General features: G+C 63.8%; 21 protein-coding genes and 1 riboswitch. Of the genes, 5 read left to right on the top strand and 16 right to left on the bottom strand.

The window, feature by feature from the left end:
* Nucleotides 1–2: 2 nt before the first annotated feature.
* Nucleotides 3–920 (bottom strand): SRPBCC domain-containing protein, encoded by a 918-nt coding sequence (locus ACT6Q8_RS01215; RefSeq protein ID WP_082371914.1) that lies wholly within the window; start codon nt 918–920, stop codon nt 3–5.
* Entirely contained in the window at nt 898–1,272 is a 375-nt protein-coding gene (locus tag ACT6Q8_RS01210) for an ArsR/SmtB family transcription factor (protein WP_054165838.1), read from the bottom strand. The genes ACT6Q8_RS01215 and ACT6Q8_RS01210 overlap by 23 nt, the downstream gene beginning before the upstream one ends.
* Before the next feature lie 144 nt (nt 1,273–1,416).
* Between ACT6Q8_RS01210 and ACT6Q8_RS01205 the strand changes: the two genes are divergently transcribed.
* Nucleotides 1,417–2,646, top strand: a complete 1,230-nt coding sequence (locus ACT6Q8_RS01205; protein ID WP_054165837.1) for an SLC13 family permease — start codon at nt 1,417–1,419, stop codon at nt 2,644–2,646.
* A 90-nt stretch (nt 2,647–2,736) separates the two neighbouring features.
* Here ACT6Q8_RS01205 and ACT6Q8_RS01200 read toward each other — a convergent pair whose 3' ends face one another.
* The 3 genes from ACT6Q8_RS01200 to ACT6Q8_RS01190 form a co-directional block, all read right to left on the bottom strand.
* Nucleotides 2,737–3,981 carry a CobW family GTP-binding protein gene (locus tag ACT6Q8_RS01200; protein ID WP_082371913.1) on the bottom strand — a complete coding sequence of 415 codons (1,245 nt, stop codon included), beginning with the start codon at nt 3,979–3,981 and terminating at the stop codon, nt 2,737–2,739.
* 69 nt (nt 3,982–4,050) lie between these two features.
* On the bottom strand, nt 4,051–4,548 hold the full coding sequence (locus ACT6Q8_RS01195; protein WP_054165836.1) for a Fur family transcriptional regulator: 498 nt from the start codon (nt 4,546–4,548) through the stop codon (nt 4,051–4,053).
* A 62-nt stretch (nt 4,549–4,610) separates the two neighbouring features.
* Nucleotides 4,611–5,165, bottom strand: coding sequence for a UbiX family flavin prenyltransferase (locus ACT6Q8_RS01190; protein WP_054165835.1), 555 nt, complete (start codon nt 5,163–5,165; stop codon nt 4,611–4,613).
* A 290-nt stretch (nt 5,166–5,455) separates the two neighbouring features.
* Between ACT6Q8_RS01190 and ACT6Q8_RS01185 the strand changes: the two genes are divergently transcribed.
* Nucleotides 5,456–5,623, top strand: coding sequence for a YdcH family protein (locus tag ACT6Q8_RS01185; RefSeq protein ID WP_082371911.1), 168 nt, complete (start codon nt 5,456–5,458; stop codon nt 5,621–5,623).
* Nucleotides 5,624–5,691: 68 nt separating this feature from the next.
* Here ACT6Q8_RS01185 and ACT6Q8_RS01180 read toward each other — a convergent pair whose 3' ends face one another.
* From ACT6Q8_RS01180 to hflK, 6 genes are all read right to left on the bottom strand, one after another.
* Nucleotides 5,692–6,393, bottom strand: coding sequence for a DUF2225 domain-containing protein (locus ACT6Q8_RS01180; RefSeq protein WP_444739327.1), 702 nt, complete (start codon nt 6,391–6,393; stop codon nt 5,692–5,694).
* Between the two features lie 168 nt (nt 6,394–6,561).
* Entirely contained in the window at nt 6,562–8,403 is a 1,842-nt protein-coding gene (thiC, locus tag ACT6Q8_RS01175; RefSeq protein WP_444739326.1) for a phosphomethylpyrimidine synthase ThiC, read from the bottom strand.
* A gap of 65 nt (nt 8,404–8,468) precedes the next feature.
* Nucleotides 8,469–8,598: riboswitch (TPP riboswitch) on the bottom strand.
* 126 nt (nt 8,599–8,724) lie between these two features.
* A complete protein-coding gene (locus ACT6Q8_RS01170; protein WP_444739325.1) occupies nt 8,725–10,263 on the bottom strand; it encodes a DegQ family serine endoprotease in 1,539 nt (512 codons plus the stop codon).
* A gap of 322 nt (nt 10,264–10,585) precedes the next feature.
* Complete coding sequence (locus tag ACT6Q8_RS01165) at nt 10,586–10,771, bottom strand: DUF2065 domain-containing protein (protein WP_054165832.1); 186 nt, start codon at nt 10,769–10,771, stop codon at nt 10,586–10,588.
* Nucleotides 10,772–10,832: 61 nt separating this feature from the next.
* Nucleotides 10,833–11,708, bottom strand: coding sequence for a protease modulator HflC (gene hflC / locus ACT6Q8_RS01160; RefSeq protein ID WP_054165831.1), 876 nt, complete (start codon nt 11,706–11,708; stop codon nt 10,833–10,835).
* Nucleotides 11,709–11,720: 12 nt separating this feature from the next.
* Nucleotides 11,721–12,890, bottom strand: a complete 1,170-nt coding sequence (gene hflK / locus ACT6Q8_RS01155; protein WP_054165830.1) for an FtsH protease activity modulator HflK — start codon at nt 12,888–12,890, stop codon at nt 11,721–11,723.
* A gap of 175 nt (nt 12,891–13,065) precedes the next feature.
* Between hflK and apbC the strand changes: the two genes are divergently transcribed.
* Complete coding sequence (apbC, locus tag ACT6Q8_RS01150) at nt 13,066–14,220, top strand: iron-sulfur cluster carrier protein ApbC (protein ID WP_444733741.1); 1,155 nt, start codon at nt 13,066–13,068, stop codon at nt 14,218–14,220.
* A gap of 593 nt (nt 14,221–14,813) precedes the next feature.
* On the opposite strand, the gene ACT6Q8_RS01145 is transcribed toward apbC, so the two are convergent.
* The 5 genes from ACT6Q8_RS01145 to hexR form a co-directional block, all read right to left on the bottom strand.
* A complete protein-coding gene (locus ACT6Q8_RS01145) occupies nt 14,814–15,242 on the bottom strand; it encodes a DUF29 domain-containing protein (protein ID WP_054165827.1) in 429 nt (142 codons plus the stop codon).
* Between the two features lie 82 nt (nt 15,243–15,324).
* Nucleotides 15,325–16,488, bottom strand: a complete 1,164-nt coding sequence (locus ACT6Q8_RS01140; RefSeq protein ID WP_054166005.1) for a cystathionine gamma-synthase — start codon at nt 16,486–16,488, stop codon at nt 15,325–15,327.
* Nucleotides 16,489–16,574: 86 nt separating this feature from the next.
* Nucleotides 16,575–17,198, bottom strand: a complete 624-nt coding sequence (locus ACT6Q8_RS01135) for a CatA-like O-acetyltransferase (protein WP_054165826.1) — start codon at nt 17,196–17,198, stop codon at nt 16,575–16,577.
* A 170-nt stretch (nt 17,199–17,368) separates the two neighbouring features.
* Complete coding sequence (gene glgB, locus ACT6Q8_RS01130) at nt 17,369–19,585, bottom strand: 1,4-alpha-glucan branching protein GlgB (protein ID WP_444733742.1); 2,217 nt, start codon at nt 19,583–19,585, stop codon at nt 17,369–17,371.
* Nucleotides 19,586–19,655: 70 nt separating this feature from the next.
* The gene (gene hexR / locus ACT6Q8_RS01125) at nt 19,656–20,498 is read right to left on the bottom strand and encodes a transcriptional regulator HexR (RefSeq protein ID WP_054166004.1); all 843 of its coding nucleotides are present in this window, start codon (nt 20,496–20,498) and stop codon (nt 19,656–19,658) included.
* A 365-nt stretch (nt 20,499–20,863) separates the two neighbouring features.
* Between hexR and zwf the strand changes: the two genes are divergently transcribed.
* On the top strand, nt 20,864–22,339 hold the full coding sequence (gene zwf / locus ACT6Q8_RS01120) for a glucose-6-phosphate dehydrogenase (RefSeq protein WP_054165824.1): 1,476 nt from the start codon (nt 20,864–20,866) through the stop codon (nt 22,337–22,339).
* Nucleotides 22,326–23,021, top strand: coding sequence for a 6-phosphogluconolactonase (pgl, locus tag ACT6Q8_RS01115; protein WP_444733743.1), 696 nt, complete (start codon nt 22,326–22,328; stop codon nt 23,019–23,021). The genes zwf and pgl overlap by 14 nt, the downstream gene beginning before the upstream one ends.
* Nucleotides 23,022–23,063: the final 42 nt, after the last annotated feature.

Raw genomic sequence — 23,063 nt, 5'->3', positions numbered from 1 at the left:
CCTTACAGTTTCCAGCTCTTCGCCGCCTCCAAAAGCTGATCCACCACGGTCGACCAGCCATCATAGAAGCCCATCTCGGCATGGCTGGCCGCACCTTCGGGCGTCTGGTGCATGGCGCGCGCGGTATAGCGTGTGCCACCCAGATGATCCTCAAAGGTGATGTCGGCGGTGAAGGCGACGAAGCCCGGCGTCACGGGCCGGAATTCCGGCGCCATCATGTTGGTGAAGACCAGGCGCTTGCCCTCTTCGATCAGCAGGAAGATGCCGGGATTGTCCGACACGCCGCCATCCGGCCCCTCCATGCGGGTATAGAATTCCCCGCCGGGCCGCAGGTCCATGCGGACCTCCACGGTCTGCCAGGGGCGCGGGCACCACCATTGCTTCAGATGTTCCGGGCTGGTCCAGGCCTTCCAGACCAGATCGCGCGGCACATCCAGGATGCGCGTGATCCCCAGATCGCGGTCGGCGACCAGCACCTGACGTTCCAGCCGCTCCAGCGTCTGATGGCCGCCGGCCTCCGCCCCGAATTTGCGCTTTTCCTCCAGCGACTCCACGGTGGGGCAGACCATGGTCAGGGTCACCCTGGTCTTGTCCGCCCCCACCTCCTCCAATCGGATGGAGGCATCGAACAGGCAATGGTCGGGATCGTCACCGCCATGCTCATACTCCAGCAGGGCCGGCGCCTCGACCTTGCGATAGCGGATCCAGTTCTCGAAATCCTGACCCCATCCATGCATCGTGTAGCGCCAGGTACCGCCCGGTCGCACATCCATCTCGTGCACCGTGGTGGAGAAGCCGTTGGGGCCCCAGAACAGGGGGATATGCTTCGGGTCGGTCAGCACCTTCCACACCATCGGGCGCGGCGCGTTCAGGGTACGGGTGATCACCATGCTGCGGTCAGCGGGCGGTGGGGTCGTCATCGGTCGCTTCCTCCTGTTGCTTCAATATCTGCAAATAGGCGTCCAGCCGGTCGAACCGGGCCTCCCAGACGGCCCGCTGCCGCGCAATCCATTCCCCCGCCGCATCCATCGCGTGGGGCTGAAGCCGGCAGGTGCGGACACGCCCCACCTTTTCCGTCTGGATCAGGCCGCAATCCTCCAGCAGCCGCAGATGCTGCATCAGGCTGGGCAGGGCCATGGGCAGCGGCTTTGCCAGCTCCCCCACACTGGCCGGCCCTTCGGCCAGCCGTTCCAGCACCGCGCGGCGCGACGGATCGGCCAGGGCGTGGAACATGCGGTCAAGCTGTATCGGGTCGGTTTGAATGTTAGGCATAAACCTAACTATCAGGGCGCAGGCATGGCCGCAAGGGAATAGTTTGTAAAATACCTAACTATTTTCCCAACCGAAATTCCCATGGCCCCGTCGGTCCCGGCGTTGTACGCCAAGGGGACAGTCTCCCCATCCCCACCGGCGCCCATGACCATCCTGATCCTCACCATCTTCGTGCTGGTCTATCTGGGCATGGCCGTGGGCCGCTTCCCCGGATTGCAGATCGACCGGACCGGCATCGCCCTGCTGGGCGCCGTCATTCTGGCGCTGGCCGGTGCCATGCCGGGTGATGCGCTGGGTGCGGCCATCGATTACCCGACCCTGTTCATCCTGCTGGGTCTGATGATCCTGTCGGCGCAGTTCGAACTGGCGGGCTTCTATGGCTGGTGCGCCGTCCGGCTGGCGCAGGCGGCGTACAGCCCCGTGGCGCTGCTGGCGCTCGTGGTGGCGGTGGGCGGTGGGCTGTCGGCGGTACTGGCCAATGATGTGGTGGTCTTTGCCATGACGCCGCTGCTCTGCGCCGGGCTGCTGGCGCGGGGGCTGGATGCGCGGCCCTATCTGATCGCGCTGGCGGGTGCCGCCAATGCTGGATCGGCGGCCACCATCATCGGCAATCCGCAGAACATCCTGATCGGACAACTGGGCCACCTGGATTTCTGGCCTTTTCTGGCGGCCTGCGGCGTACCGGCCCTGCTGGGCATGGGCTGCGTCTTCGCCACCGTCGCCCTTGTCTGGCGCGGGCGGCTGGAAATGGCCGATGCCAGCCCCCTGCCCCTGGCCCCGCCCGACCTGGACCTGTGGCATCTGAAAAAGGCGCTGCTGGCCACCCTGGCGCTGCTGATCTTCTTCGCCACCCCCCTGCCGCAGGAAGAAGGGGTTCTGGCCGTGGCCGCCGCCATGCTGATCAGCCGCCGGTTCGCCAGCCGGCGCATGCTGGGGCTGGTTGACTGGCACCTGCTGGTGCTGTTCGCGGCCTTGTTTGTGGTGACAGCGGCCCTGGCCCGCACCGGCCTGCCGGGGGAGATGGTGGCGGCGCTGGCCAGCAGCGGCTGGCCCATCGACCGGCTGTCGGTGCTGGCCCCCCTATCACTGGCGGCCAGCAATTCCATCGGCAATGTACCGGCGGTACTGCTGCTGATGCAGGTCTGGCCTAGCCCGCCGGAAGGCGCGCTTTACGCGCTCGCCGTCCTGTCCACCCTGTCGGGCAACCTGCTGCTGCTGGGCAGCCTTGCCAACCTGATCGTGGTGGAACGCGCGGCAGCCAGCGGCGTGACCCTGGGCTTCTGGGAACATGCCAGATGCGGGGTGCCGATGACGCTGTCCTCCATCGTCCTGGCCATCGGGTGGCTGTGGGCGATGGGGTATGTGGGGTGGTGAGGCGGTGTCGCATGCGGGCAATCGCCCTTATGCGACCTACGAAAACCGCCTGTCCCCGTAGGTCGCATAAGCGAAGCGCATGCGACGGACTTACGCCGCCTTGGCGTTCACCACGCTGTCGAACAGTTCCTGCACCGTTTCGCGCTTCAAATCCTTGACGATGAAGACGATGCGGGTGCTCTGGTCGGCGGTGGGCCAGGCGTCAAGCTGCACGGGCGGATGGAACAGGTGCTGCACGCCGTGGATGACGATGGGGCGTTCCGCCTCCTCGACATTCAGCAGGCCCTTCACGCGCAGGATATTGTCGCCCTGCGCCTTGGCCACCGTCTCGAAGAAGGTCACCAGACCGTCCCAGGGCAGCGGCTTTTCCGACCGGATCACGAAGGACGAGATCTTGTCATTGTGACGGTTGACGTCATGGTGGTGATGGTCGTGGCCATGCCCATGGTCGTGATCACAGTGGCCGTGATCATGGTCGCAATGGCTATGATCATGATCATGATGGTCGTGCCCATGGTCATGGGCGTGGTGATCATGGCCGTGATCATGCCCATGTTCATGATGGTCATGGGTGCAATGGCCATGGTCGTGGTCGCAATGGCCGTGGTCATGATCATGGTGATCATCATGACCACCCTCATACGCCTCGGCCTTCAACCAGCGCTGCACGTCCAGCGACTTGGTGTTGGGATTGTACAGGCCCGCATCGAACAGCAGGACCGGCAGGCCCTGATCCTTCTGCGCGTCGACATGCACCGCACCGGGGTTGAGGTCATGCAGGCGGCGGCGCAGGGCCTCCACCTGGGCCGGTTCGGCCAGATCGGTCTTGGTCAGGACCACGCGGTCGGCCACCGCCGCCTGCTTCAGGCTTTCCTCGTGTTCGTCCAACTGGCCCATGCCATGGACGCTGTCGATGGTGGTCACGACCCCGTCCAGACGGAAGCGCGAGGCGATCAGCGGATCGGTCATCAGCGTGTGCAGGATGGGCGCCGGATCGGCCAGACCCGTCGTCTCGATCACCACCCGGTCGAATTCCGGGATCTCGCCGCGCATACGCTTCATGTAGAGGTCGCGCAGCGTCTCGGCCAGGTCGGAACGGATGGTGCAGCACAGGCAGCCGCTATCCATCAGCACCATATTCTCGTCCGACTGTTCCACCAGCAGATGGTCCAGCCCGACCTCGCCAAATTCATTGATGACGACGGCGGTGCGCACCATGGCCGGGTCGCGGATCAGGCGCGACAGCAGCGTGGTCTTGCCGCTGCCCAAAAACCCGGTCAGGACGGAAATGGGCAGGCGGGGCGGCGGGCTGGGCGGGGTCTGTTGCGTGGACAAGGGAGGATTCCTCGGGCAGAGAAAGGTCGGTTACTTAAACGGACATGTGGGGGACCAATACCCCAATCGTCAATGGTCGCGGCAGTCGGGGCAGATGCCCGTTACTTCAACGGTCTGCCGCTGCACGGTAAAACCCTGCGCCGCCGCACTGTCGGCGATGGCCGCCGCAATGCCGCGGTCGGTCAGTTCGGTGGCGTTGCCGCAGCAGGAGCAGACCAGGAACTGCCCCGTATGCGCCGTACCCGGATCAGGACAGCCGACAAAGGCATTCTGGCTTTCGATCCGATGGATCAGCCCCTGTTCCAGCAGGAAATCCAGGGCACGGTAGACAGTCAGGGGAGCCACCCGCTTTCCATCCGCCGACAGGTCCTCCAGGATGGCATAGGCGCCACGCGGCTTGTGGCTGGACCAGACCAGTTCCAGCACCCGCGCCCGCTGCGACGTCAGGCGCACGCCGCGTTCGGTACAGAGCGCGTCGGCCCGCGCCAGCGCATCCTTGACGCACGAGCCATGGTCATGGCGGACGGCATGGTCATGGTGGTGATGGGCGTGGGCAGGACTGGACATGGGAAAGCCTTCGGCAAGGATGATGCCAATGTAAGCAGGCCGGCAGCATATGGAAAGGAGGGTTACCCCCCCTCCCCCCAGCGCCGCACCCGGCCCGTGTCGATATCGAACAGGTCGAGCACGCGCCCGATCGTATGGTCGACCATGTCGTCCAGGCTTTGCGGATTGGCATAGAAGGCAGGAACGGGCGGATAGACGATGGCCCCCATCTCCGTCACCGCCGCCATGGAGCGGATATGGCCCAGATGCAGCGGCGTCTCGCGCAGCATCAGCACCAGCCGTCGGCGTTCCTTCAGCACGACATCGGCGGCACGGGTCAGCAGCGAACTGGTGACCCCCGACGCAATCTCCGACAGGGAGCGCACCGAACAAGGCGCGACGATCATGCCCATGGTGCGGAAACTGCCCGATGATATGGCAGCCCCGATATCGGTGATGGCATAGGTGACGTCGGCCAATGCGCGAATGTCAGCCACCTTCAGCCCCGACTCGTGCGCAGAGGTCACCTCGGCAGACCTGCTCATTACGAGGTGGGATTCGATGCCCAGCCGGCGTAACGTTTCAAGCAGGCGTATGCCGTAAACAATGCCCGACGCCCCGCTGATCCCGACAATCATCCGTCGGGGCGGTGTGGATGCCGGGTTCTGGTCAGGACCGGAAGAACCGGCCGGCTGTGGGAGGATATCTGCCATGGAGGTGATGTAGCGCCCCCGATGGTTTTCGTCCAGGGTGGCTAATCCGCCCCTCGAAAAACCCCACCACCCTATCCATATGCATAGAGCCGCAAGTTACGATTCCATGTCAGGATCGTGACCCATGTTTTGTCCCTCAGGAAAGGTCAAGCCGCGTTTCAGGTCCCAACAACCAGACAGGTCCGTTGTTCCATCGTTCAAGAAGGAGAGGCCGTATGTTGTTCCCCGAGCGTGTTGAATCGCTGCGTACGAAGCACGAGAACCTGGATCGGGAGGTGCGCATGGAAGCGCGCCGTCCCATGCCCGACACAACGACCCTGACCCGCCTGAAAATGGAGAAATTGCGCGTGAAGGAGGAAATGGACCGCCTGGCCCGCGCCTGACGGCATTTCCGGCCCCGAACGGCCAGAAGAAAGGCCCCCGTTCGCGATGCGGACGGGGGCCTTTTGTTTCAGGGCGACTTGTCCTTCGGCCTTTCGGGCGTTGCCGGTACCGACACCCGCTGCTGGATCAGCTTGGTTTCCAACACCATGAAGTCGGGCGGTACCACCGGTTCCAACTCCGCCCGGTATTTCTCTAGCAAGGCCGCCGCCTGTTCAAACCGACCCAGCCGGCGATGCAGCTCGACGGTCAGAAAGCGCAAGCTGGCCACATTACGGACATCGACCGGTGGTTGCTTTTCAAGAACTTCCTGGAACAGCGGCAGCGCCTCTTCCAGATAGCCCAGTGCTTTCTGCTCATTCGCCTCCGCCTGCCAGGACGCGTACAGAAGACTGAAGGCGATATCCTCTGTTGTATAACCCAACAGACGCTGCAAGCGGGCGACCAGGTAATAGACGGGATGGCTTGCCACCAACGCCTTGTATTCCGGTGTCGCAGCGAAGGCCTTCAAGGTTTCAATCTGTTCTGTTTTGAATTCTTCCTGAAACAGGGGGAAGCCGTTGCTGGGACAGGTGACCATCGGCCAAGGCGAGGCGATGGGCCCAACTTTCCGAAAATCAAGCCGACTGCCGAAAGAGGTCCCGGATGCCATTGTTGGGGCGGTGAATTTCTCCCCGGTGATGGGGCAGGTATAATCAACCTCGACAAAGGTCAATGCTGCGGCGGGTACGGCATGGAGGAGGGAAAGGCTATAAAATGACAGCGCGACCAAGGAACCAAGGATACGTGCCCGCATGATCCACCTCCTGACTTGATAATATAATTAGCTATTTTGCCTTATATTTATTAATAAATTATCTGTGCATGGTTCTTTTTGATTGATCCGCCCCGCAAGCCGGAGCGGGTGGCCTTCGCACCACCCGCTCCCTGACCTGCCCCCTCAGTGATGATCCTCCGGCACCGGCCTGTCCGACAGGTACACCTGCCCACCCTTCTCCTTGAACGCCGCCGACATGGCGGCCATCCCCTCCTGCGCCGCTGCGTAATCGCGCACTTCCTGCGTGATCTTCATGGAGCAGAATTTCGGCCCGCACATGGAGCAGAAATGCGCCAGCTTGGCGCCTTCGGCCGGCAGGGTCTGGTCGTGATATTTCTCCGCCGTTTCGGGGTCCAGCGACAGGTTGAACTGGTCGCGCCAGCGGAACTCAAACCGGGCGCGTGACAGAGCGTCATCACGTTCCTGCGCACCGGGATGCCCCTTGGCCAGATCGGCGGCATGGGCGGCCAGCTTGTAGGTGATCACCCCCACCTTCACATCGTCACGGTCGGGCAGGCCCAGATGCTCCTTGGGCGTGACGTAGCAGAGCATAGACGTGCCGAACCAGCCGATCATGGCCGCCCCGATGCCGCTGGTGATATGGTCGTACCCCGGCGCGATATCGGTGGTCAGCGGCCCCAGCGTGTAGAAGGGTGCCTCGCCACAGACCTTCAACTGCTTGTCCATATTGGCCTTGATCTTGTGCATGGGCACATGGCCCGGCCCCTCGATCATCACCTGCACATCATGCTTCCAGGCGATCTGGGTCAGTTCGCCCAGCGTGTCCAGCTCCGCGAACTGAGCCGCGTCATTGGCGTCGGCAATGCTGCCGGGGCGCAAACCGTCACCCAGCGAGAAGGCGATGTCATACGCCTTCATGATCTCGCAGATCTCCTCGAAATGCGTGTAGAGGAAGTTCTCCTTGTGATGGGCCAGGCACCATTTCGCCATGATGGAGCCGCCCCGGCTGACGATCCCCGTCACCCGTTTGGCCGTCAGCGGGATATGGGCCAGCCGCACACCGGCATGGATGGTGAAATAATCCACGCCCTGTTCGGCCTGTTCGATCAGGGTATCGCGGAACAGTTCCCAGGTCAGGTCCTCCGCCTTGCCCCCCACCTTTTCCAGCGCCTGATAGATGGGCACGGTGCCGATGGGGACCGGCGAATTGCGGATGATCCATTCGCGGATCGTGTGGATATTGCGGCCCGTGGACAGGTCCATCACCGTATCGGCGCCCCAACGGATGGCCCAGACCAGCTTGTCCACCTCATCCGCGACGGACGAGGTCACCGCCGAATTGCCGATATTGGCGTTGATCTTCACCAGGAAGTTCCGGCCGATGATCATCGGCTCCGTCTCCGGGTGGTTGATATTATTGGGGATGATGGCGCGACCGCGCGCAATCTCGTCCCGCACAAATTCCGGGGTCACATAATCGGGGATCGACGCCCCGAAATCCTCGCCATCGCGCGCGGCCTGTTCCGCCAGCTTCGCCCGGCCCAGATTCTCGCGGATGGCGACATATTCCATTTCCGGCGTGATGATGCCTTTGCGGGCATAATGAAGCTGGGACACGTTCGCCCCTGCCTTGGCGCGCAACGGCGTGCGGGATGCCCGGTCAAACAGCGGCACGGGGCTTTCCTGCCCCTCGCGCAGACCATTATCCTCCGGTTTCACCTCGCGGCCACCATACGCCTCCACATCCCCGCGCGCGGTCACCCAGGCGCGGCGCAGTTCGGGCAGGCCCGAACGGATATCGGTACGGATGGACGGGTCGGTATAGGGACCGGACGGATCATAGACGCGCACCGGTGCCTCATTGGCGCTGGGCGATAGATCGATCTCGCGCATGGCCACGCGGATATCGGGAAAACGCTCCCCTGCCACATGCACCTTCCGGCTGGCGGGCAGCGGGCCGGTGGTCACGCGGAATTCGGGATCGGTAATGTTGGTATCTGGCATCTGGACCTCCCTTGCGTTGGAGATCCGGGTTTGCGTGCGGTGAGGCGGCACGGTTGGGGCAAACGGGGCCCCTATGCTTCCATCCCTACGCCGGTACGACCCGGATCAGGTTCGAAGGGTTCCCGCGCCGGTGCCGCCATCCTGGCGGTCCATGCGGTGTCTCAGCCCCTTGCCGGGGTTCCCCTTGGACGGGAGGGAAGGTGCGGGATGATGGGGTTGGGTGTCAAGGGCGGGTGGTTCAGGGGACGAACAAATGAAAAGCCCCGGCCCACCCATACAGGTGGACCGGGGCCATGCCATTTACCGCCGATGCGGTGATCCTTACGGTGCACCCTCCAGCGACAGGGCCAGGAAGGTCTGTTCACCACGGCGTTCGACCAGCAGCAGCACGGCCTTCTGGCCGGCGGTCTTGGCCTTGCCCACGCGGTCCTGCACGTCGGCGGGGGTGGTTACCGGTTGCTGACTGACCTCCAGCACCACGTCGCCGGGGCGCAGCTGACGCGACTGGGCAGGGGCGTTGGGATTCACCTTGGTGATGACCACGCCCTTGGTGCCCTCAGCCAGTTCGAACTGCTTGCGCAGTTCGGCGGTGATGGCGGAAACGGTGAGGCCCAGCGCGTCCACCTGCTGCTGCGCACCGGAGGTGCCAGACTGCTGCTCCTCGGGCTGCTCCTCTTCTGCGGCGGCGGGTTCCTCGGGGAATTCGGCCAGGGCAACGGTCACATTCACCGGCGTGCCCTTGCGGGAAATGCCGACATTGACCTTGGTGCCCACCGGTGTGCCGGCCACCATGCGCGGCAGGGTGCGGTTGTTGGCAACCTCCTTGCCGTCAAAGGTCAGGATGACGTCGCCGGGCTTCAAACCGGCGGCGGCGGCGGGGCTGCCCTCCGTCACGGTGCCGACCAGGGCACCCTTGTGATGGGCCAGCCCCATGCTTTCGGCGATTTCCGGGGTCACCGACTGTATCTGCACGCCCAGCCAGCCACGGCGCACCTTGCCGGCCTTGCGGATTTCCTCAATCACGGTGCGGGCCATGCTGGACGGGATGGCAAAGCCGATACCGACCGAACCGCCCGTACGGCTGTAGATGGCCGAATTGATGCCAACCACGTCGCCGGCCAGATTGACCAGCGGGCCACCGGAATTGCCCTGGTTGATGGCGGCGTCGGTCTGGATGAAATCGTCAAAGCGACCGGCACCGATATCACGGGCGCGGGCCGACACGATGCCGGCGGTGACGGTGCCACCCAGGCCGAACGGATTACCGATGGCCACCACCCAGTCACCGACCTTCAGCACATCGCTGTCGCCCCATTTCAGGGCGGTCAACTTCTGCTTGGTCTCAACCTTCAGCAGGGCCAGATCGGTCTCCTTGTCGGTGCCGATCAGCTTGGCCTTCAGTTCGGTCTGGTCGGCATCCTGGAAGATGACGGTGATTTCGTCGGCACCTTCAATCACGTGGTTGTTGGTGACGATATAACCCGACGCGTCGATGATGAAGCCCGACCCCAGCGACTGCGCCTTGCGCGGGGCGCCCTGGCCCTGCTGCTGGCGTTCCAGGAAGTCGCGGAAGAATTCTTCCATGGGCGAGCCGGGGGGGAAGTCGGGCATGGGCACGGCGCCGCGGCCACCCTGCTTGTTCTGGATCGTCTGGCTGGTCGAGATATTGACCACCGACGGCAGCGTCTTTTCGGCCAGCGGCGCGAAACTGTCGGGCGCGCCACGCTGGGCCAGGGCCGGCGGGGTGAAGATCAGGGCGGCGGTCACCGCCAGCAACGACAAGAGGCCGGCCACGCGGCCTTCCCGGACGACGGCCCCGGCAGTGGCGCGGGCGGAACGGGAACGGAAGGCGTCGATCACGTCAATCTCCAGGGGCCGGTCATCCGCGCCCACACCCCGGGGCACGCATCGGCACGCCGGCCCGAAAGGGGCGCACCGACAGCCAACGAATATAGCGTGAAAGACCGCCTTGCGAAGCATTCCTTCGTAACAGGCGGATGGTCTTGGGTGTGAAAAGCGGCACCAGAACCTTTGTAGCGTGTTTCCGTTGTCTGGAAACACGCTACAGCCTTTCGTTTTCCTCAGGCGCCGGCGCCAACGTCCGTTGGCTTGGCTTCACGCCGCACGTGCGGCGCGGCAGCAGTCGCTGCCGGAGCTGTTTCCGGTATACCGTAAAACAGCTCTAGCCCCGGATCGCGGCCAAGGCCACGACGCCCAGGATGGCGGCACCCAAGCCGATCCGGCGCAGCATGACAGGCTCCATGCCGGTAATGCGCTGGGCCATGTCCCGCATGGAATTGGGCGCAACGGCATAAAGAAGCCCCTCGATCACAAAGACCAGGGCCAGTGCGGTCAGGAAATCGGTCACGGGAGGTGTCCGGAAAAGGAGGGGGCGCGGGGCGGTCAAAACCGCCCCGCGCAAGGCAGCATCACCGCTTGGTCACGCCGCCCGTGCTGTTGAAGTAGCGGAAGAACTCGCTGTCCGGTGACAGGACCATCTGCGTGTTATCGCCCTTCATCGCCGCCTTATAGGCATCCAGCGACCGGTAGAACCCATAGAATTCCGGGTTCTTGTTCGCGGATTCGGCCAGGATACGGATAGCCTGGTTGTCGCCCTCACCGCGCAGCACCTGGCTGTCGCGCTGGGCTTCAGCCAGGATCACGGTGCGTTCACGCTCGGCCCGGCTACGGATCTGCTGGGCCTGTTCACTACCCTGCGCGCGGGCTTCCTTGGCCTCGCGCTCGCGTTCCGACCGCATACGCTCATAAACGGCCTGCGAGGTGGCTTCGGGCAGGTCGGCGCGGCGGATGCGGACATCCACGATCTCCACCCCGAACTGGGCGGCTTCCTGGTTCACCTGCGCCTTGATGTCGGTCATCACCTTGCCGCGTTCCTTGGACAGGACGGCCAGCAAGGTGGCGTTACCCAGCACACGGCGCAGGGCCGAATTGACGGTGGCGGCCAGACGCTGTTCGGCCACGTTCTCATTGCCGACCGACGTATAGAACTTCAACGGTTCGGTGATGCGATAACGTGCAAACGCGTCCACTTCCAGACGCTTCTGGTCGGCCAGGATCACCTGTTCGACCGGCGGATCGACATCCAGCACGCGGGCGTCCAGCAGAACCACATTCTGCACGAACGGGATCTTGGCATGCAGGCCCGGCTCCTGAATGGTCCGCTTCCATTCACCCAATTGCAGCACCAGGGCCTGTTGGGTCTGGTTCACGGTGAACAGGGAGGCCGAGGCCAGGATGGCGGTTGCGGCGGCGGCAATGCCGAGAGCGACAAGTTTGGTGCTCATGGTCCGTCCCCCTTACTGGCGCGGTGCGGCCGGAACGGCCGGCGTCTGTTGGCGGATCTGGTTCGTCAACTCGTTCAGCGGCAGGAACGGCACGACACCGCTGCCCTTGCCCTGATCGATGATGACCTTGTTGGTGCCGCCCAGCACCTCCTGCATCGTTTCAAGATACATGCGGCGGGCCGTAACTTCCGGCGCCTGACTATAGGCCGCAAGAACCTGGGCGAAACGCTGCGCATCACCCTGTGCCAGGCTCACCACCTGTTCACGATAGGCCGATGCCTGCTGGATCAGCTGTTCGGCCTCACCACGGGCGCGGGGGATGATGTCGTTGCGATAAGCCTCGGCCTCGTTACGCAGACGCTCGCGGTCCTGGCGGGCGCGCTGCACATCGTTGAACGCATCGACCACGGGGGCCGGCGGGTCCACCTTCTGCAACTGCACCTGCGTGATCTCGATACCGGACTGGTACTCGTCCAGCATGGTCTGCAACAGGGCCTTGGTCTGCTGTTCGATATCCTGGCGCGCCTCGGTCAGCGCGGGCTGGATATCGGTGCGGCCGATCACTTCGCGCATGGCGCTTTCGGCGGCCATCTTCACGGTGTTGGCCGGATCGCGGATCTTGAACAGGTAATTGCCCGCATCCTTGATCACCCACAGGACCGTGAAGTCGATGTCGATGATATTCTCATCGCCTGTCAGCATCAGGCTTTCGTCAAGGATGTCGCCGCCGCCGGGACGCCGGCTGTCGGTGCCGGAGCGGTAGCCGACCTCCAGACGGTTGACCAGCGTCACCTTGGGCGTGTCCACCATTTCGATTGGGGCGGGCAGGTGATAACGCAGGCCCGGCTGTTCGGTGCGGACATATTCACCGAATCGGCGAACCACGCCCTGCTCGTCGGGCTGCACGCGGTAAATGCCCGACAGGCCCCACAGCAAGCCCAGGGCGACCAGCCCGAGCGCGATGCCCTTGCCGCCGCCCAGGCCGCCGGGCGTCAGGTTCTTGAACCGCTCCTGCCCCTTGCGCAGCAGTTCCTCCAGGTCGGGGCCGCCGGGCGGTTGCCCGCCGCCGCCACCGCCGGGCGGACGGCCCCACGGATTGTTACCGCCGCCATTGCCGCCACCACCCGGGGGAGAACCCCAGGGGCCACCGCCATTGCCGCCACCTTGATTGTTCCAGGGCATATTGCCGACCCTTTGGTGATTGGACCCACGTAACTGCCAAACCGACAGGCCTGCCCCCAGGGACAGGACGCTTTCTCTCTGTGATACGCCACCCTATATATCGCGGCGCACCGGAGACAAGGCCCTTGGGCCATCGGTCACCGCAGATATTGGGAAAAGAACGGGGTTTTCAACCATGGCCGTGGTCAGCGAGGAACAGGTTCTGAAGGCACTCGGCACCGTGAAGGACCCCGACCGGGGTGCGGATGTCGTGTCGCTGGGCATGATTTCCGGCCTGACGGTGAAGGGCGGCAATGTCGCCTTCGCGCTGGAGGTGGACCCAAGCCGCGGCGCCGCATTGGAACCCCTGCGTCAGGCGGCGGAAAAGGCCGTGGACGCCCTGCCCGGCGTTACCTCGGTCACCGCCATGCTGACGGCCCATCGTGCACCGCCAAAGCTGGGGGGCGGCCATGATCATAAGGGGCATGACCATAAGGGTCACAGCCATGGTCCCGCCCCCGCCGCCGCCCCGCCGCCGAAACCTGCTAAGATCGGCGTGCCCGGCGTGCGCGCCATCATCGCGGTGGCGTCGGGCAAGGGCGGGGTGGGCAAATCCACGACCTCGGTCAATCTGGCGCTGGGCATGGCGGCCAATGGGTTGCGCGTCGGTCTGCTGGATGCCGATATCTATGGCCCGTCCCTTCCCCGCATGATGGGCCTGTCGGGCAAGCCGGAAACCGCCGATGGCAAGGTCCTGCGCCCGCATGTGCGCCATGGGGTGAAGGTCATGTCCATGGGCTTCCTGGTGGCCGAAGAAACCCCGATGATCTGGCGCGGCCCCATGGTGATGGGCGCCATTCAGCAGATGCTGCGCGATGTCGCCTGGGGCGAACTGGATGTGCTGGTGGTCGACATGCCGCCGGGCACGGGTGATGCGCAGCTGTCCTTGTCGCAGAATGTGCCGCTGGCCGGCGCCGTCATCGTCTCCACGCCGCAGGACATTGCCCTGCTGGATGCGCGCAAGGGGCTGAACATGTTCCGCCGCGTCGATGTGCCCGTCCTGGGCATTGTGGAGAACATGTCCTATTTCTGCTGCCCCAATTGCGGCCACCGCAGCGATATTTTCAGCCATGGCGGTGCCAGGGCCGAAGCCGACAAGCTGGGGATCGATTTCCTGGGCGAGGTGCCGCTGGATATCGCCATCCGGGAGACCAGCGACGGCGGCGACCCCATCGTTGTCTCCCAGCCCGACAGCGACCATGCCAAGGTCTACCGTTCCATCGCCGCCCGCGTCTGGGACAAGATCAGCATCGGCAGCGGGCGGGCCGCACCCCGTATCGTGATCGAATGATCAAGGCGCGCCCAACCCGATTTCCGGCGATTATTGAATACCCCGATCGGGTTGGTGCGATATTTTACAAATGTTCATTTGAAACACCCTTTCGCGCAGAGCCCGCAAAAAGACGGATTGCTGCACTGCGTATCGTGCAATGGATTTTTCCTTTCCGTCCAGGCCGGCATTTGGTACATAAACTTCGTACTCCGCTGGAGGACGGACAGGATGTATCAAGACGAACCGATCCGAGTTGCATATGCGTTTCGCGATGGCGCCCACTCTTTCCGGGCTGCCGACCCTCGCACGGGCGACATTCAGGTTGCACACGGCCTACCCGAAGTCGCCTATGAGGAAGTAACGCGTACGCTAAGCGAACGGGTTGCCGATCGTCTGGGTGCATACGCGCAGGCCCGTCCCCAGCTGGCGTTCAAGGAATTCTGGACGTGGCTGCAGATGAACCCCATCGCGGCCATGCCGAACACCCCTTGCCATGTCGAGTTCGCTTGGGAAGTCCGACCCTGAACCCGGTATGGTGAGTCGCCATGTAGGCGGTATGTGTATGGATTGCTGAACAACTGGCGCCCGGCCCCAATCCGGGCGCCATTTTTTTATTCCGGCCAGAACCCGTCATCCGCCATCTGGTCATAGGTGAAGGGGCAGGTGGCGGGGAAAGTGTAGCTGGACAGCCCAGTCTCACGTTCGGCAGCGATCACAGCATCGCCATAGGCCTCGTCAATCGACTCCGCCAAAGTGCCTTTGAGGCTGGGATTGTCCTTCATATGCCGCAAAAGTTGGCGGCGTTGCTCTCGCACTGTCAGTGCACAGCTACGACTGCGCAACCCCGGCTGGAACTGCCACTTCAGCAGATGCAGCAGCAAAACGGCCAGACGGCTTACCAACTCGCGCTTTTCCGTCCGCCCCATGCTTTCGATCTCCTCGGCAATGTTGGCGATATCGGCGGCATCCAGCTTGCCTGCACGCAACAAGGCTGCCTGCTGGTTGGCCCAGGCGTAGAAATCCTTCTCATAAAGGCTCATGGCACCCTCCCTGGCGACATCCCAGATTTGGGCAATCACCGACGGCGGGGTAAGCGGAAAACCGCCCGCCCCGCCGCAACACTTACCGCAGCGCCTGTTCCAGATCGGCCAGCAGGTCGTTCACGTCCTCCACGCCCACCGACAGGCGGACCAGACCGTCATCGATGCCGATGGCGGCGCGCTGTTCGGGCGGGATGCTGGCATGGGTCATGATGGCCGGATGCTCGATCAGGCTTTCCACCCCACCCAGGCTTTCGGCCAGACTGAACAGCTCCGTCCGTTCCAGCATGCGGCGGGCGGGTTCCAGCCCGCCTTTCAGGTGGATGGTCACCATGCCGCCACCGGCCCGCATCTGCCGCTTGGCCAGATCATGCTGGGCATGGCTGGGCAGGAACGGGTAGCGCACCTTGGCGACCGACGGGTGTTTTTCCAGCCATTCGGCGATCACGACGGCGTTCTGGCAATGGCGCTCCATGCGGAGCGCCAGGGTCTTCAGGCTGCGCATCACCAGGAAACTGTCGAACGGACCCTGGATAGCCCCCACGGCATTGTGCAGGAAGGCCATGCGATCGGCGATTTCGCCAGCTTCGCGCACCACCGCGACGCCGCCCACCATGTCGGAATGGCCGTTCAGATATTTGGTGGCCGAATGGACGACAATGTCGAAACCCTGCTCCAGCGGTCTCTGAATCCAAGGGCTGGCAAAGGTATTGTCGGCGACGGAGATCAGGTTATGCGTCTTGGCCAGTTGCGCCAATGCCTCCAGGTCCGCCAGCTTCAGCAGCGGGTTGGTCGGCGTCTCTACCCAGATCATACGGGTTTCCGGGCGGATGGCCGCCTTAACCGCGTCCAGGTCGGACAGGTCGACCGTCGTCACCGACAGGTTGGCCGTGCGCGACCGCACCCGGTGCAGCAGGCGGTAGGTGCCGCCATAAAGATCATCCGACGCGATGACATGCGCGCCGGCATCCAGCAGTTCCAGGATGGTGGCCTCCGCCGCCAGACCGGAGGCAAAGGCATAGCCGCGATATCCTGACTCCAGATCGGCGATGCAGGCCTCGTACGCCATGCGCGTCGGGTTCTGGCTGCGGGCATATTCATAGCCCTTATGAACGCCGGGGCTTTCCTGCACAAAGGTGCTGGTGGCGTAGATCGGGACCATGATGGCGCCGGTCGTGGGGTCGGGCTGCTGACCGGCATGGATGGCGCGGGTCGCGAATCCCTGGCGGTTGGGGCGGTCCTTCATGCTGAACATCCTCTATTGTAAGCGCCCAACATCTCTTGGGGTCGGGTGATTCACGCCCCGGACGTCACCGTCCGGAACGATCACCCTTATCGTGTCGGGTCGTTGACAGCCTCGGCCAGCACTTCCTCCAGCCGGGCAATGAACTGGGCGATATGCAGCCCGTCGATCAGGCCGTGATGGGCCTGCACCGCGACGGGGAAATCCACGCGGCCATTGCTGTGGCCGAACTTGCCGATGGCGATATTGGGTATGGAGCAATCGCCAAACCGTGCCATCGGATGCTGGATCGACGTGAAGCGCAGCCAGGGCAGGCAGGTGGTGAAGATGTAATCGCGGGTGCTCAACGGCGTCAGCCGCAGTTCCACGGCGTTGCGCGCCACTTCCCGGTCGGCCAGGTAGTTTTTCAGGAAGGCCTGGAAATCCGGCACGAACGGGATGGTGGAAAAGTTCAGGTTCTGATCCCGCCCGATCACCGTATAGGACATGGTCAGGTTCTTCACCTCGCTGACCCGCTTTTCCAGCAGGCGCAGGCGCATATGCGGGATGTCCATGCTGGCCCGCCCGATGGCGTGCAGGACGCGGGCGAAGGGCGGAATACCGGCATCCTTGGCCGGCGTCACGAAATCCGGGCAATCGGCCACCGCCGCGATATTCACGGCGGGCTGGTCATAGCGGTCGAAAAGGGCAATCTGGCGGCTGCGGTCGATCAATTCAGTGCTCCCATGACGGGTTCCCGACCCGATCCGGGGCACTTAGTTTACGGGGTGCAGGCACCCGTCGGCTCCGCCAGAGCGTGTTTTGGATAACCGTGATGGGGTTTCCGGTCAAGCCGTAGCGCGGATGAGCGAAGCGTAATCCGCGCAAACCCCGGTGCGTCGCCTCAAGCCGGCAGCAGCACCAGACCCGCCAGCGGTGGCAAGGCGATCTCCACGCTGAATGGCTGCCCGTCCCAGGGCAGGTGTTCGGCCTGCACCGGTTGCGGATTGGTGATGCCACTGCCGGCATAGGCGGCGGCATCGCTGTTCAACGCCTCCCGCCACATCCCCCCCGAAGGCACACCCACGCGATAACGCTGACGCGGGACGGGCGTGAAATTCACCAATGTCACGGCGACCGCCCCCTCGGCAAAGCCATGGCGGCTATAGGCCAACACGCTTTCATCCGCCGCCCCGCCCTTGATCCAGCGGAAGCCCTCGCCCTCGCAGTCCCGCTCATGCAGGGCCGGGGTATCGCGGTAGAGATGGTTCAGATCGCGAACCAGATCGCGTACGCCCCGGTGCCAATGGCCGCCGCCTTGATCGTGCAGCAGATGCCAGTCCAACTGCCCATCATGGTTCCATTCGCGTCCCTGCGCGAACTCGCCCCCCATGAACAGCAGTTTCTTGCCCGGATGGGTCCACATGAAGCTGAAATAGGCGCGCAGGTTGGCGAATTTCTGCCAATCATCGCCCGGCATGCGGGCCAGCAGCGAGCCCTTGCCATGCACGACCTCATCATGGCTGAGCGGCAGGATGAAGTTTTCGGAAAAGGCGTAGAGCAGGCCGAAGGTCAGGTCGCTATGGTGATGGCGGCGATGGATGGGGTCACGCTGCATATATTTCAGCGTGTCATGCATCCAGCCCATGTTCCATTTATAGCCGAAGCCCAGGCCGCCGGCATGTGCGGGCTGTGACACGCCGGGCCATGCGGTGGACTCTTCGGCAATGGTCATTGCCCCGCCGCCCTGCCCTTCCTCGGTGCCATAGACGAGCGCGTTCATGCGGCGCATGAAATCGATGGCTTCCAGGTTCTCCCGCCCGCCATGGCGGTTGGGAATCCATTCGCCTTCCTTGCGGCTGTAATCCAGGTACAGCATGGAGGCGACCGCATCCACGCGCAGCCCGTCGATATGGTAATGGCGCAGCCAGAACAGGGCGTTGGAGATGAGGAAGTTCGTCACCTCATTCCGCCCGAAATTATAGATCGCGGTGTTCCAGTCGGGGTGATAGCCCTGGCGCGGATCGGCATGTTCGTACAGGTGCGAGCCGTCGAATTCATACAGGCCATGGGCATCGGTGGGGAAATGGCCGGGCACCCAATCGATGATCAAGCCGATTTCCGCCTGATGGCAGGCATCGACAAAGGCCTGGAAATCCGCCGGCGTGCCAAAGCGGGAGGTCGGCGCGAACAGGCCCAGCGCCTGATAGCCCCAGGAACCGTCAAACGGATGCTCATGAACGGGCATCACCTCGATATGGGTGAAGCCCATTTCCTGCACATAGGGCACCAACTGGTTCGCCAGATCGCGCCAGTTCAGGTAACCGCCATGGCCGGGCCGGCGCCAGGAACCGGGATGCACCTCATAGATGGAAATGGGTGCCGACCGGGCATTGCGCGCCGCCCGCTTGGCCAGCCATTGCGCATCCTGCCAGGGGTGATGATCGATGCGCGACACGATGGAGGCGGTGGCGGGCCGGAATTCGGCGGCCAGGGCATGCGGATCGGCCTTCAGCGGCAGCATATAGCCGCCGGCATCCAGCATCTCATACTTGTAATGCGCGCCCTCGGTCACGCCGGGGATGAAAATCTCCCAGATGCCCGCCCCCATGCGCAGGCGCATGACGTGGATACGGCCATCCCAGCCGTTGAAGTCGCCCACGACTGAGACGCGCCGCGCATTGGGCGCCCAGACGGCAAAGCGCACACCGGCAACCCCCTCGATCACATCCAGATGCGCGCCCAGCTTCTCATAAGACCGCCAGTGTCGCCCCTCGCCCAGAAGATACTGGTCCATCTCCCCCAGGATGGGCGGAAACCGATACGGGTCCTCAATCTCCCAGCGGTCATTCCCGCGCGACAGACGCAGGCGGTAACCCGCTGCCTGTTCAGCGGTCAGGGTGCCGGCAAAGAACCCGTCGCCATGCAGGCGCGGCAGGTCCAGCCGTTCCACCCCATCCGCGCCGATCACCACTACCCGTTCCGCATCGGGCCGGAACACCCGCAATTCCACACGCCCCGACCCGTCATGCAACGGATGCGGCCCCAGGATCGCGAAGACGTCACCATGCGTCGCCTGGATGATGGCGGCAATCTCGGCTTCGGACGGGGTCTGGGGCATGGTCTACCTGGGTTGGGGTGGTTGGGAAATTTACCATGTTTGCGGGAGGGGAGTGTAACGAACGTTGCCCCTACCCCCGCTGCCCCAACCGCCGCTCCCGGATCGGCCGCTTCGACCGCGCCAGGCTCTCCGCCAGATTGACACCCCGGCGCAGGGCCACGGCCACCTGCAACACGTCCAGCATGGCCAGATGCGCCAGACGGCTGACCATCGGCGTATACATGCTGGTATCTTCCACCACATCGACCAGCAGCGACACCGTCGCCTTTTCCGCCAGCGGCGACCCGCCCGAGGTCAGCGCCACCACCTTGGCCCCGCTATCCAGTGCCAGATCGACCGACCGCAGCAATTCGCGCGTGCGGCCCGTGTGGGAGATGACCAGGGCCGCCGCGTTGGGACCCAGCAAGGTGGCCGACATGGCCTGCACATGGAAATCGGTATAGGCGACGCAGGGAATCCCTAAGCGGAAGAACTTGTTCTGCGCATCCATGGCCACCACACCCGACGCGCCGAACCCATAGAATTCCATGCGCTGCGCCTCGGACAGGATGCGCACCGCCTCTTCCAGGGCCTCCGGGTTGGTATGGTTGCGCACGCGCGTCAGCGAGGCGATGGACCGGTTCAAGACCTTGGCGGCCACATCGACCACCGGATCGTCGGGCCGCACCTCCTCATGCACATAAGGGGTACCGGTGGCCAGATCCTGGGCCAGGCGCAGCTTGAAATCCTGGAACCCGGCGCAGCCGATGGAGCGGCAGAAGCGGACAACCGTCGGCTGACTGACCTGCGCCTCGCGCGCCACCTCCGCCACGGAGGCATTGACCACCGAATGCGGGCGCTTCAGCACCACTTCCGCGATCTTCTGTTCGGAACGGCGCAGACCGGACTGCATGCCACGGATACGTTCAAGCACGTCGGCCACTCCCCCCAACATCTGATACCGGCCGGCAGGGCCGTGTAAGGGAATTACACGAAATCCAGCCGGATTTGGCAAGGCCGGCATACCGGCGGTAACAGCGGGGCACCCCTGCCCGCCGAGTTTGGCCCGTTCCGCCCCCGAAATGCCTTTCCCAGGGCAAAAACCGTAGTAAAGTTACGCCGCAGCGCAGCATGCCGGTCACAAACATGCGCGTGAATGCCGGAAATGCAGACAGACTACGTAGTCGCCGCTTGCCAGCTTTGGTAATTCTGCTACATTCATCCCAGAAGACGGCGCGGACCGCGCGCCGCCTCGGCCAGGAAATGGCCGGAAATCAAGGGACGGGCGGGCCGGGTGCCATGGCTGATGTGATGCAGGTTAATCCGTTTGACTATGTGGTGTTCGGCGGCACGGGCGATCTGGCCCTGCGCAAGCTGATGCCTGCCCTGTACTATCGTGAACGCGATCATCAGTTGACCGATGACAGCCGCATCATCGGCGTGTCCCGCACCGATCAGAATACCGACGCCTTCCGCGCGCAGATCACCAAGGCGCTGGGTCAGTTCGTGCCGGCGGAAGATATCGATCAGGCCATCCTGGCCCGTTTCCTGGGCCGCATCACCTATGTGCCCCTGGACGCGACCAAGCCGGGCGGCAACTGGCCGCTGCTGGTCGAGGCGCTGAAGGATGGCGGGGACAAGGCCCGCGTCTTCTATCTGGCCACCTCGCCCGTCCTGTTCGGCGCCATCTGCCGTAACATCAAAGAAGCCGACCTGATCTGCCCCAAGACGCGCGTCGTCCTGGAAAAGCCGATCGGCAAGGATCAGGCCTCAGCCAACACCGTGAATAACGAGGTCGGCGCCATCTTCAAGGAAGAGCAGATCTTCCGCATCGACCATTATCTGGGCAAGGAATCGGTGCAGAACCTGATGGTGCTGCGCTTTGGCAACGCCCTGTTCGAACCGCTCTGGTCCGCCAACTATATCGATCATGTGCAGATCACGGTGGCCGAAAAGGTCGGCGTGGAAGGCCGTGCGGAATATTACGACAAGGCCGGCGCCCTGCGTGACATGGTCCAGAACCATTTCCTGCAGCTGCTGTGCCTCGTTGCCATGGAGCCGCCGTCATCTCTGACGGAGGACATGATCCGCAATGAGAAGATCAAGGTGCTGCGCGCGCTCCGCCCCATCACCGCCCAGGATGTGAAGGCCAAGACGGTGCGCGGCCAGTACCGCCAGGGCGCCATCGAGGGCAAGTCCGTCGCCGGCTATGCCGAGGAGTTGGGGGCGTCGTCCAACAATGAAACCTTCGTCGCCATCAAGGCGGAGGTGGATAATTGGCGCTGGGGCGGGGTTCCCTTTTACCTGCGCACCGGCAAGCGCATGCCCACCCGCTATTCCGAGATCGTGATTCAATTCAAGGCCACGCCGCACAATGTGTTCGGGCGCGGCGCGGGGGAACTGACCGCCAACCGGCTGGTCATCCGGTTGCAGCCGGATGAGGGGGTCAACCTGTCGATCATGACCAAGGTGCCCGGCCCCGGCGGCCTGCGCCTGCGCTCGGTGCCTCTCAACCTGTCCTATGCAGAGACGTTCAAGGACCGCTACCCGGATGCCTATGAACGGCTGCTGATGGACACGGTGCGCGGCAACCCGTCTCTGTTCATGCGCCGGGACGAGGTGGACGCCGCCTGGGCCTGGATCGACACCATCCAGAAGGGCTGGAAGGACACCGACCAGCCGGCAGAACCCTATCCGGCCGGAAGCTGGGGGCCGCTGTCGGCGGCCCTGCTGCTGGCCCGTGATGATCGGCGGTGGAACGATGCCGACTATTAATGCCCACGCCGACAGGCCGGCCCTGGTCACCTCCCTGGCCGACCATATCGCCCGCCTGATCCGCGATGCGGTGGCGACGCATGGCCGCGCCTCGCTGGTCCTGTCGGGCGGCACCACGCCAGCCGACCTGTTCGCCCGGCTGGATACCTATGACCTGCCCTGGGACAAGGTCTATCTGACCCTGTCGGACGAACGCTGGGTCGATCTGGACGACCCGGCCAGCAATGAGGCGATGGTCCGCCGGACCCTGTCCGCTGCTGTTGCCAAGGGTGCGACCGTGGTCGGCCTGAAAAGCGTGGGCGCCACCCCCGCCGACGGTCTGGCCCGCACCAGCAGCCGGCTGGCGACCATGCCGCGCCCCTATGACCTTGTCCTGCTGGGCATGGGGGAGGACAGCCACACGGCCAGCTTCTTCCCCGGTGCCACCGGTCTGGCAGAGGCGTTGAGCGGTGCGCTGGGTCTGGCGGTTGCCGCCGTTACGCCTGGAGGGGGTGTACCCGCCCGCATCACCCTGACCCTGCCGGAACTGCTGCGCTCCCGCGCCGTGGCCCTGCTGATCACCGGTGACAAGAAAAAGGCCGTTCTGGACGACGCATTGGCGCCGGGACCGGTTGAGACCGCCCCCGTCCGCTCCGTGCTGCACCAGACCCAGGTCCCCGTTTCCATCTGGTGGGCGCCGTAACCCCCACGGCCTTTGCCGGGCGCCCCTGAAGGAGGAAGTTCA

This window comes from Niveispirillum sp., assembly GCF_052437035.1.
Taxonomy (GTDB): Bacteria; Pseudomonadota; Alphaproteobacteria; order Azospirillales; family Azospirillaceae; genus Niveispirillum.
This window is presented reverse-complemented; position numbering and strand designations above follow the sequence as displayed.